We start from the raw sequence: 11441 nt of genomic DNA on the forward strand, positions 1-11441 counted from the left end.
ATCACAACTATGGCTACTAAAATCAAACGTTGCCTATATATAGGCCTTGGCGGAACAGGTATGAAATCGCTGCTCCATACAAAGAAAATGTTTATTGAAACATATGGAGAGGTTCCTCCAATGATCGGTTTCTTAGGCATAGATACTGATGGGGGTGAGTATAAAAAAGAGCTTGATTCAAAGTATGGAAATGTCGTACTTACACCGAATGAGCAATTGCCCATTAGAGTAGATGAGGCACGTCCTATTTACGAAGTTAATAAAGAACATTTTGCATGGCTGCCGGAAGAGAATATTTATGCGTTGACATCGATGACTTTGGGAGCCGGACAAATTCGTAGTAACGGCCGTTTTGCAATTACAGTGAATCATACTGAGGTTGAAAATAAGATTGTTTCAGTATTGACGGACATTACACGTGCTAATATTTCTAATAATGAAAAGTATGAGTTGTTGGCCAATGAGATTGAGGTGCATATTGTATTTTCGCTTTGTGGGGGAACAGGCTGTGGCACATTTATTAATATGGCTTATCTCCTTAGAAAATTTGCTCCAAATTGTAAATTGACAGGGTATGGTGTTCTTCCGGATGTATTTGAGGCTATGTCTAATGCTGGTATGGCAAAAGTCAAACCGAATGCTTATGGAGCCATTCAAGACCTTGATTGGTTGATGCATCTTCACATGAAAAGTGATAAAATAGCTTTTGATTATATTAACTATATTCAGGAAACGAATGATAGACCTTTCAATGCATTTATTTTTATAGATAACAAAAATCCGAATAATGATACATATACTCATATTGATCAGATTGCTGAAATGATCAGTTTGGCTTTGATTACTTCCGCCGGAGAACTCTCTACTACATCTGCCAGTGTCAGTGACAACCTGGAAAAGAATATACGTGAGGGGTCAATGGATATAGAAAATAAGAAAGCGTGGGCAGCAGGCCTTGGAGTTTGTGAGATTCTATTCAGAGGACGTGATTTAAGCGAAATATATTCCATTAAGTCGGCCAAAAGATTGATTGAACTGTTGCTTAATTCATGCGTCGATGCAGATACGATTGTCAACCAGTGGATAGATTCGAAAGATGTTAATATACGTGAGAATAATGGTTTTGACAATGTGATAGACTACATACTCAATAAATCTCCTCGTAGTCCATTTTCTGCGATTGACAATCGTGCGAATGCACAAACGGAAGTCGACTTGTTTATCAATAGTGCAATGCCTAAAGAAGGAGAAGTTAATGGAAAAATACAAAGCTTGAGTGAACGTGTATCTGATGAATTACGCAAGTTGATAGTTAAAGAAATTAATCAAGAATGTGGTATTGGCGCTGCTGAAAGTATTATTTTGGGAATACAAGCACAAATCAATGTGTTCATGAAAGAAATGAATAGTGAATTGGATGATTTGAGTAACAGAAAGCCGGGTTTGGAAGCAGCAGTAAAAATGGCGGTAAAAGATTTGAGTGATTATGATTCTAAACTTTTCAAAAACAAAGCAAGAGCCGAGGAGTATTGCGAAGATGTGATAAACGCTGCAACTCAATTAGTCATCAATGAGCGTGAAATTATTCGGCGAAAAGCTGCAATTACTTTTTATACAGGACTACAAGCCGAATTGCTGGAATATTATACAAGAATATCCAATATAAAAGATATGCTTGTTGCAATATTCTCTAATTATACTAATCGTTTGGCTGAGATACAAAATAGAGTGGGTAAAGCATCACAAACTTTCCAGATAGATCTTGCTCAATCATTTGTAAATAAGGTAGTACTTGAAGAAGAGGAGATTCAAGTAGAAGAATTCCTGAAATCATTGATTTATCCGGAAAAAATATATGAGTTCAGCGATAAGCGTACTACTGAAATAGAAAAAATATTTCTTGATTATGCTCACACTCTGTCTACTGCACGTGTCTGGGCTAAGACTACTGTCGATGATATAATGAATAAAATGGATGAAGAATCCTTTACGCATATTTTGAAGATGGCAATTAATAAGTCGGCACCGTTGTTCAGATATAATTATCGTGGATATACTCCACAAGAAAAACCATGTGATAGTTATTATATAGGTGTGCCGGATAAGAAAAACTCTCGTTTGGTTGAAGATAACAAACTGAAAAATTTGTTACCTCCTGGAAGTGTCAATTTAGATTTCGCGAGTATCGGGGTTAAAGATAGAGTTATCATCTATCGCCAAGTCGGTGTAGTACCGGCATATTGCATAACCCCATTACCTTCGTATGAAGAAAAATATAATAACTGTAATGCTTGCTGTCATTTTGATGCCATTATTCGAAACAAAATGTTACGCGAAGAATACAATCTTTATCCGAAAGCAGCGATTGACGATACGCTTGAATTATGGGTGAAAGGGTTCATCTTTGGGCTTATTAAAAATGAAAATGACAAATACTATTATCAAAGTGAAGAGTATGGAGATCCTTTAGATGATAATTGGGTGGAGTTGTTGAAATATCGTGATGAAGCTTTTGATGCTTTTAAGAGAAGTAAAAATAGTGTTCGTAAGGAATTTAATCAATACTTCGAACAGTTTCAGAAAACTAAAGGAGCAGAGGCTATGCAAGCTTTAATTGATGACGCTAAACTTTATTATTTTGATAAGTACTCACAAATCAGTTTGACAAAAGAGCAAATTAAAGCTAAAGGTTTTGAGAGTATCCGTAAATTGATTACTGAAGAACTGGAATACGTAAAGAAAGAATTATGATACACACTGTTCACCTGTTGCTTGGATCTGAGTTTGAACAATCGGGAATTGATCTGAGGAAGTATATTATAAAATACGGAGAAGGTAACGCTTCTTCGTATTTTACTACGTTGATATGGTCTTTGCAGAATGACAACTCTATACAGATTGATAGTGCAGAACTTCAGGAATCCAATGAAACCGAAATATTCTATTCAGGATTGGAGAATCTTTACCAGATTAGATTAAAAGCAGAAAGATGTGTAATAAATGATGAAGAAATAAAACTTTTTTTCTCTGAATTGTATAATAAAACCGTAACAATCAGTAATCCGGGTGATAGTAACAGTCTACATCTTTGTATCTACTTACCTTTATATGATAAGCAACTGTGGAGTATTGTACAACGAATAGTTAGATTATTGAATGGGGGTATACAGCAACAATATACAATAGATATATTAGGAATAGCAGCGGATATGGCTTTTTTGTTTCTTCCTTCAGAAAAGGCGGACAATCTACAAACTAATCTTCAAATAGCGAAGAAGGTGGTAGAAGAAATCGTTGCAATGAAAGAGCAAGAAAGGAACTTTGCTCATTTCATTCTCATGCAAAATTGTAATTCTCAAGGTATTGCACTCAATCTTAATCATGACGCTTTTATTCGGATTATAGGAGAATTGGCACTCTTATCTATTGAGCATTATACCACTCTATTCCCTGTCACTGAGGATTTTAGTGATCGTAATATTATTACTTTTGGGCTGTCTGTTCTAAATTTTGATAAATATTACTTCGTTCATTATCTAATACGAAGAGCTTATCTATATGTCTTGGAGCGAGAGAAGGTTATGCAAAAAGAAGTAGACGTTAACAAGGTGTCACAGATAGTGCAAAAACATTTGGAGAACCAAACGCATTTGGTCTCCGATTTTTACCAACAGGAAGTAGCACCTTTATTGAAAGAAGGGAAGAAGCATGATGATATTATAACAATTATTACGCCCAAATTGGATGAAAAAATAGAGGAATTATCTAAAGAATTTCAGTCCTTTATTTACGATAAAGACTTGACGCTTCCCGAAAAACAAGCAGCAATGGCTCAATTGTTAGGGGTGGATGATAATCTGCTCAAAGGAAATTTGTTTAATAAGCAACAATTGACCATAGATGATTGTGACAGTGAAGCTGCCAATATCTTTATTAGAGAAAACAATAAACTCATTAAACGTTTTACGGACGAAGAAGGTAAGGAACAGATTATTCCCGCTGTACTAACTACTCCAGAGGATGGCAATAAGGATATTTATCTTCCACTGGGCGAAATTAAAGAATTGCGCGTGAAGATGCGCGAATCAACGAATTATATCCGACAAAAAAGCAAAGAATTATCTTCTCTCTCTCAGCAATTGGAGAATGAAGAAACGAGTAAGAAGCGTTTAACTGAAAACGGGTTTATATACGAAGGTACAGTTTACAAACTGCTTGATATAGAAGAAAAACCATTAACAGAAACTTATCAAAGTCATGCCGTTTCAGAAAAGAATGTAGATCTTCGATTAGGATTTACTAGTGTTAAGAATCAAGGCAGTCAAGGTAGTTGTTCCGTTTTTTCCATATCTTCCATTTATGAATATATTCTGAAGAAAAATTCATTTACTGAATATGATTTGAGTGAAGCTTTCGTATACTATAATGTAAGAGAAAAGAACAATAAAGTAATGGAAGATACCGGGAGCTCTTTATATGAGGTTATAAGCAGTATCATTAAGCAGGGAATCTGTTTGGAAAAGCTATTTCCCTATAAACCGAAAAATTATACAACTAAGCCTGGAATTGAGGCCTATGAAGATGCGCTTCAAAGACTTATAAAAGAAGCTAAAAATGTAAATCTTACAATAGACGATTTTAAGTCAGCTCTATCTGACGGATATCCCATTGCTGTATCAATGAGGATATATGATTCTTTTGGAAATAGTAATTCAGGATTTATATTTCGCCCGACAGAGGCAGAAATAAAGAGTAAGGAATATGGAAATCATGCAATGATTGTTTGCGGATATAGTGATGATGAACGTATTTTCATTGTACGTAATTCGTGGGGAAAAGATTTTGGTGATAAGGGATACTGCTATATTCCATATTCTTACATAGAAGATACCGAATTGACAAATATGGCTTGTATTATAACGCAGATAAGCAGTGAAGTCAAGGTTGGGGGAATAGCTCAAAAAACAACTGCCTCTTTTAATAAAACAGACAATAATATCAGGTGTTCTATTATACGTATTCTTATTGATGAAGAGAAACGTTTATTGAATACTTATCAACGTGCATACGCTGAATGTCGAATCGCTTATGATACATTAATGCAGACTTTGGGGAATAATAGTAACCGGGAACGTATTTATGATATGACTCTTGAGCGTCTGAATGATGAGGTTAATCAGTTGAATTCGCGGAAAAATCAGTTCATACAGACAGATCGAACAAAAGCTCTTACCGCATACGACGAAACGACTCGTACTTTTGGAATATGGATTGTAGTATTAATAGTAATAATGCTACTCTTCTGTGCAAGTACTTTTTATTTCAGCAAGTTTGATGAATGGTTTTCTGATGGGGTTAATTGGGGGATTTTGGTAAGCTGCCTGCTTCTGTCAGGGCTTCTTTCTCTTTATTTTCCTTACCGGAAGCACTATCGCAGAAAACTGGAACAGGAATTGGCTGAACAGGTTATCAATATTGCTAATCAGCATCATAAATTACAGAATCAGCAAGATACTCTTCACTTGGAGTTGTATCTTGCAGGAATGGTAATAGATAGATTGGCTACTCTTCAGAGTACATTTATGCAACGTTATCAATCGCTAAAATCCTATGTAGGTAATCTTTCTGTTTGGTATGACGAGGAGAGTAAGAAAATAAAGGAGATGAATGTCGCTACAGAAGTTCCATTCCTCTCTTTGTTATCAAATGAAGTGCTTGATGCATATTTTGAAAGAGAAAAAAAAACAATAGTGGATGATATTAAATTATATTGCTATTTTGAAGGATATGATTTGAGTGAAGATACGATCAGAAAATATAAAAATGGTATAAGACAGCAACTGATAGACAAACTTCTCGCTTCTTTAGATGGTTTCACAGTCTACAACTATATAATGGGAGAAAAAGTATATCCATATTTGGATCCTAAATATGCTGATCCTTCACAATTGTTATTACTTATGGATACTAATTCTGAAGTCTTTTTGCAAAATGAAAGAAAGGACGTAACAGGGAATACTTCTATTACTCAACATCTATTTATTCATACCGATATGCAAAGTGAACGGATGAAGTGGGAGCAGATATACCCAAAATATTTTAGAACTAAACCATCATGTGATTCAACAGTATCTATTTTCAATTTAGTTGTTGTTCAAGAAAATCGATTAAATATGAAAGATATAAAAATGTTGAATTTGGCATAATCATTTTGTTTTGTAAGAATAGAAATTATAATAGTATATTATAAACTGGGGGAATATCGTTTTTTATACGAATATTCCCCCAGTTACTTTAATTCATTTTTCATCTAAAAGTGAAAACTAATTATACTTTCTTTAGTGCTTCAAAAATCAAGCCCTCCAGTTCTTCTGCAAGCTCCGGATTGTCAGCGATACATTGTTTTGCAGCATCACGTCCCTGACCTAGCTTTGTATCATTGTAGCTATACCATGAACCGCTTTTCTTGATAATTCCCAGATCGGCGCCCAAGTCGATGATTTCTCCGGAGTGGGAGATACCTTCACCGAACATTATGTCGAATTCTGCTCTGCGGAAAGGAGGTGCCACCTTGTTCTTCACCACTTTCACTTTAGTCAGCTTTCCGAGTACCTCTTCGCCGTCTTTAATCGCTTGGCTACCGCGAATATCCAAACGAACGGAAGCATAGAACTTCAGTGCGTTACCACCGGTTGTTGTTTCTGGGTTACCGAACATAACACCGATTTTCTCGCGGAGCTGATTGATAAAGATGCAAGTAGTACGTGTCTTACTAACGGCTGCTGTCAGTTTACGTAATGCCTGCGACATCAAACGTGCCTGAAGACCTACTTTGTTGTCACCCATATCGCCTTCGATTTCAGCTTTAGGGGTCAATGCGGCTACGGAGTCGATAACAATGATATCGATAGCGGAGGAGCGGATCAGTTGTTCGGCGATTTCCAATGCCTGCTCTCCGTTATCCGGTTGGGAAATATACAAATCGTCAATGTTAACTCCCAGTTTGGCTGCATAGAAACGGTCGAAAGCGTGTTCGGCATCAATAAAAGCAGCGATACCACCGGCTTTTTGTGCTTCGGCAATGGCGTGGATAGCCAATGTTGTTTTACCGGAAGATTCCGGGCCATAGATTTCGATGATTCTACCTCTGGGGTAACCTCCTACACCTAGTGCCACGTTCAAGGCGATAGAGCCTGTCGGGATCACTTCCACTTGTTCAACACTGTCGTCACCCATTTTCATGATAGAACCTTTACCGAAGCTCTTTTCTATCTTTTCCATGGCAGCCTGTAAGGCTTTTAGTTTTTCGCTTGATGCCATTTTATTATCTGTTTCAAAATTAAGTTCGTCTTTCTTTGCCATACCTTATAATTAATGGAATTATTGATTTAAAATCTGTGAGGCATGCTCTTTAGTCTTTACTTCTTTCGGAGTGATAATCCGTTCCACAATTCCTTCTTCGTTAATAAGGAAAGTGGTGCGGAAAGTACCCATATAAGCACGTCCGTACAGTTTCTTTTCTCCCCATACGCCGAATTCTTCCACTAACTTTTTGTCAGTGTCGGCTATCAACGTAAAAGGAAGATTGTTCTTTTCGATAAACTTCTGGTGCGACTTTTCATTGTCCACGCTGACACCGATTACTTCGTAACCGGCTTTACGCAATTCTGAATAGTTGTCGCGCAGATTACATGCTTGTGCCGTACAACCGGATGTGCTGTCTTTCGGATAGAAATACAACACAATCTTTTTTCCCTTGTAAGCACTCAGACGGATTTCTTCACCTTTCTCATTGATGCCTAATACTTCCGGTGCTTTATCTCCTACGTTAATCATAACTTTCTTTTTAATATACGACTGATCTCCTACAACTCCAAATCTTTATCGAACACTTCGTGCCAAGGCAAACCTTGCTTGTTCAGTTGTTCCATGAACGGATCCGGATTAAATTCTTCTACATTGTTTACGCCCGGACGTTTCCATTCTCCTTTGAAGAACATCATGGCGCCAATCATGGCCGGAACTCCGGTAGTGTAGCTTACTCCTTGCATACCTGTTTCTTTATAGGCTTCCTGATGGATGCAATTATTGTAAACATAATACGTACGTTCTTTTCCATCTTTCAGACCACGGATGCGACAACCGATAGAGGTTTCTCCTTCGTAGTTCTCGCCCAAATCCTGTGGATTAGGCAGAACGGCTTTCAAGAATTGCAGAGGTACGATCTTCACTCCGTTGTAATCTACTTCGTCAATACGAGCCATACCGATGTTCTGGATAACACGCAGGTGGGTCAGATATTCCTGTCCGAAGGTCATCCAGAAACGTGCGCGTTTAATTGTCGGGAAGTGTTTCACCAATGATTCCAGTTCTTCGTGATAAAGGAGATATGAATCGCGGGGACCGATATTCGGATAAGTCAGGTCTTTGTGGATTTCCAGCGGACCGGTAGTTACCCATTGGCCGTTTTCATAATAACGTCCGTTCTGGGTAATTTCGCGGATATTGATTTCCGGATTGAAGTTGGTTGCAAATGCTTTGTGGTGATTGCCGGCATTACAGTCTACGATGTCCAGATATTGGATTTCGTCGAAATAATGCTTGGCGGCGTAGGCGGTATAGATACCGCTCACTCCCGGATCGAATCCACAGCCGAGGATAGCTGTCAGACCAGCTTCTTTGAAACGTTCATGATAAGCCCATTGCCAACTGTATTCAAAATGAGCTTCATCTTTGGGTTCGTAGTTGGCAGTGTCCAGATAGTTAACTCCGGCTTTCAGACATGCTTCCATAATGGTCAAGTCCTGATAAGGGAGGGCAACGTTAATCACCATTTCAGGTTTGAAATTGTTGAATAAGGCTACCAACTCGTCCACATTATCTGCGTCTACTTTTGCTGTTTTTATATTAGGGTTACCTATTGCCTCGACGATTTTGTCGCATTTCTCTTTCGTACGGCTGGCAATCATGATATCTGTAAATACATCGGCATTTTGTGCCACTTTGTGTGCAACGACAGTACCAACACCGCCTGCACCGATAATAAGAACTCTACCCATTTCGTTAATTGCGAATTAAATATTAAGAATATTAGAATTGTTAGCTTGGCAAATATACGTGATTATTTTCAGATAATCATTCGCCGATACTCCTTTTTATTTGAAACGTTGCAAGGTGCCACTCTCGAATTCCAATGTTTTGCCATTATAAAACCAGTTCTCAAAACGGTTATCCTTTTTCAGTACTATTTCTATCGGGTCGCCGATAGACAGCCGGCATTCATCCGTACTCATGCCTACTTCGAGGTCGCCCCGCGAAATGATTTGCCAACGTTTCTCGGTAATGCCCGGATATTTTTTATGTATATCTTCAAACCCGAAAAGGTCTTCAATATAATTGTTGTTTCTGGTGATTACGTCATACTTCAAGTCAACCTTCATTTCGTAACTAATTCCATTCTTGTCTTTTAATGTCAAAATAGCCAGACTGCCGGGAGAGGGCATCCGAACTTCTTTTATTGTCAGGATAGTGTACCGGGGAAGATGAACGCGGGACTCCATTTGTTTGTTTTCAAGAGAGACAGCTCTTTTGGCAGACAATGTTTTTTTAGGATAAACGGTTGCCCCCAAGTACCTGTTTTTCAGGCTTTCGATATTATCCAGCTTCTTATTCGTAAAACTGATCGAATTTGAAAAGTATTTCATTCTCTTTTCACCTTGAAAATCACTCGTGTCCATACCGGAGTTTGTCCGTGAGAGGGCGACTTCCAGATAATAGGAATGTCCCTGTGTGTCTTTGAATATGATTTTCACGGGATATGCCTGGCTGCCCACTCCGACGGCCGTGACAGTTGCTTCCGTATTGACGGAAATAGGTATATCCCGATAGCCGGAATAGCTGTTGGCATCATCCACACGGACAGTTTCGGATTGTATGTATATTGTCTTTCCTATCAGCAGATCTTTTGCCGTATCTACATCTTGCAGGTAAACTAATCCGTTGATGCAGGCACGGGGCATTCTTTCGCATATCTCGTCCAGCCGCATATTCTTTATGTCATAATAATATTTTTCCCCTTCATCTTCGAAAACGAAGCGAGTGGTGTAGTTTGTTTCATCTGCTATTTTTTGAACCTTCTCTTCGGTTCCGGTGAAAGTGAGTATTTTGTGTCTCATCAGGCTATTATCCACTCCTTTTTCTGTGTTGTATATTAAAAGGGTAGGAAGAAACATTTCCCGTGCGGAAGGAGCAAACATGAATTTCATTCCGGGAGTCCATTTACATAAAGGTTTTAGAGGAAAGTGTTTTATGATAAACTGTTCTTCTTCACTTGCAGGAATTTCCTGGGCGGAGGGGGTAGTGACAATGTAATCACTTTGGGCGGTAACATGAGACATACCACAACAGAATAAAATCACGGATAGGACGATTGTTCTCATATTTATTTCTTTAAGTGAACTATGTAAATTGTTCATTTGTTGTATATTCAATGGCAAATGTATATATTTTATATTGTATTGGGTGTTATTTCCCAATCTTTTTGGTATCTTTGTCCACGATTTAACTTAAACGTTATAACAATATGAAGAAAGTTTTTGTTTCAATTTGCGTTGCAGGTGCAGCACTTGCAATGTCTTCATGCCGTTCGGTTGAGAAGGCAGTTCCTGTGTCATCTATCAATGGTGAGTGGAATATTATAGAAGTCAATGGCTCGAAAGTTGCTCCGGGCGAAAGTAGAACCCTTCCGTTTATTGCATTTGATACGGCTACCGGTCGTGTGTCCGGTAATAGCGGATGTAACCGTATGATGGGTACATTCGATGTAAATGCGAAACCGGGAAGCCTTGAGTTAGGTGCTATGGCCAGTACTCGGATGATGTGTCCGGATATGACTACCGAGAAGAATGTATTGAGTGCTCTTGCACAAGTGAAAGGATATAAGAAAGCAGGTAAGGAGAAGATGTATCTTTGCAATGCTTCCAATCGTCCGGTTGTAGTTCTTGAAAAGAAGGAGGCTGATGTGAAACTTTCAGTGTTGAATGGAGAATGGAAAATTAAAGAAGCAAATGGTGAGGCGATTCCTTCAGGAATGGAGAAACAACCGTTTATCGCTTTTGATGTGAAGAAAAAGTCTATTCATGGTAATGCCGGATGCAACCTGATTAACGGAGGTTTTGAAACTAGTACGAGCAATGCCAAATCGATTTCCTTCCCGGGAGTGGCAAGTACAATGATGGCTTGTCCTGACATGGAGACAGAAGGTAAGATCCTGAAAGCGTTGAATGAAGTAAAGTCATTCGATGTATTGGCAGGCGGTGGCATTGGGCTGTATGATGCCAATAATGCATTGGTTATTGTATTAGAGAAAAAGTAATTATTATAAGAAATAGGAAAGGCTGTATCAATAAAGCCTGATATTTATGAAACCGGCCTCATTGCTA

At 38.2% G+C, this 11441-nt stretch carries 7 protein-coding genes; 3 read left to right on the forward strand and 4 right to left on the reverse strand.

Annotation, left to right across the window (positions count from 1 at the left end; genetic code table 11):
* Window positions 1-9 precede the first annotated feature (9 nt).
* Together CGC64_RS09115 and CGC64_RS09120 are read left to right on the forward strand one after the other, a co-directional pair.
* Entirely contained in the window at window positions 10-2751 is a 2742-nt protein-coding gene (locus CGC64_RS09115) for a tubulin-like doman-containing protein (RefSeq protein WP_005677579.1), read from the forward strand.
* Window positions 2748-6206 carry a C1 family peptidase gene (locus CGC64_RS09120; RefSeq protein WP_005677580.1) on the forward strand — a complete coding sequence of 1153 codons (3459 nt, stop codon included), beginning with the start codon at window positions 2748-2750 and terminating at the stop codon, window positions 6204-6206. Before CGC64_RS09115 ends, CGC64_RS09120 begins: the two co-directional genes overlap by 4 nt.
* 121 nt (window positions 6207-6327) lie before the next feature.
* Here CGC64_RS09120 and recA read toward each other — a convergent pair whose 3' ends face one another.
* The 4 genes from recA to CGC64_RS09140 form a co-directional block, all read right to left on the reverse strand.
* Window positions 6328-7362, reverse strand: a complete 1035-nt coding sequence (gene recA, locus CGC64_RS09125) for a recombinase RecA (protein WP_005677581.1) — start codon at window positions 7360-7362, stop codon at window positions 6328-6330.
* Between the two features lie 18 nt (window positions 7363-7380).
* Window positions 7381-7836, reverse strand: a complete 456-nt coding sequence (bcp, locus tag CGC64_RS09130; RefSeq protein ID WP_004312515.1) for a thioredoxin-dependent thiol peroxidase — start codon at window positions 7834-7836, stop codon at window positions 7381-7383.
* Window positions 7837-7865: 29 nt separating this feature from the next.
* Window positions 7866-9059, reverse strand: coding sequence for a saccharopine dehydrogenase family protein (locus CGC64_RS09135; protein ID WP_005677582.1), 1194 nt, complete (start codon window positions 9057-9059; stop codon window positions 7866-7868).
* 96 nt (window positions 9060-9155) lie between these two features.
* A complete protein-coding gene (locus CGC64_RS09140) occupies window positions 9156-10439 on the reverse strand; it encodes a hypothetical protein (RefSeq protein WP_032855186.1) in 1284 nt (427 codons plus the stop codon).
* 143 nt (window positions 10440-10582) lie between these two features.
* On the opposite strand from CGC64_RS09140, the gene CGC64_RS09145 reads away from it, so the two are divergent.
* Entirely contained in the window at window positions 10583-11374 is a 792-nt protein-coding gene (locus tag CGC64_RS09145) for an META domain-containing protein (protein WP_005677584.1), read from the forward strand.
* Window positions 11375-11441 lie beyond the last annotated feature (67 nt).

The sequence above is a fragment of the Bacteroides caccae genome (genome assembly GCF_002222615.2).
GTDB lineage: Bacteria > Bacteroidota > Bacteroidia > Bacteroidales > Bacteroidaceae > Bacteroides > Bacteroides caccae.

Coding starts and splice junctions, on each gene's coding strand:
- CGC64_RS09115 (WP_005677579.1), top strand. CDS start 10: ATGGCTACTAAAATCAAACGTTGCCTATATATAGGCCTTGGCGGAACA.
- CGC64_RS09120 (WP_005677580.1), top strand. CDS start 2,748: ATGATACACACTGTTCACCTGTTGCTTGGATCTGAGTTTGAACAATCG.
- recA (WP_005677581.1), bottom strand. CDS start 7,362: ATGGCAAAGAAAGACGAACTTAATTTTGAAACAGATAATAAAATGGCA.
- bcp (WP_004312515.1), bottom strand. CDS start 7,836: ATGATTAACGTAGGAGATAAAGCACCGGAAGTATTAGGCATCAATGAG.
- CGC64_RS09135 (WP_005677582.1), bottom strand. CDS start 9,059: ATGGGTAGAGTTCTTATTATCGGTGCAGGCGGTGTTGGTACTGTCGTT.
- CGC64_RS09140 (WP_032855186.1), bottom strand. CDS start 10,439: ATGAGAACAATCGTCCTATCCGTGATTTTATTCTGTTGTGGTATGTCT.
- CGC64_RS09145 (WP_005677584.1), top strand. CDS start 10,583: ATGAAGAAAGTTTTTGTTTCAATTTGCGTTGCAGGTGCAGCACTTGCA.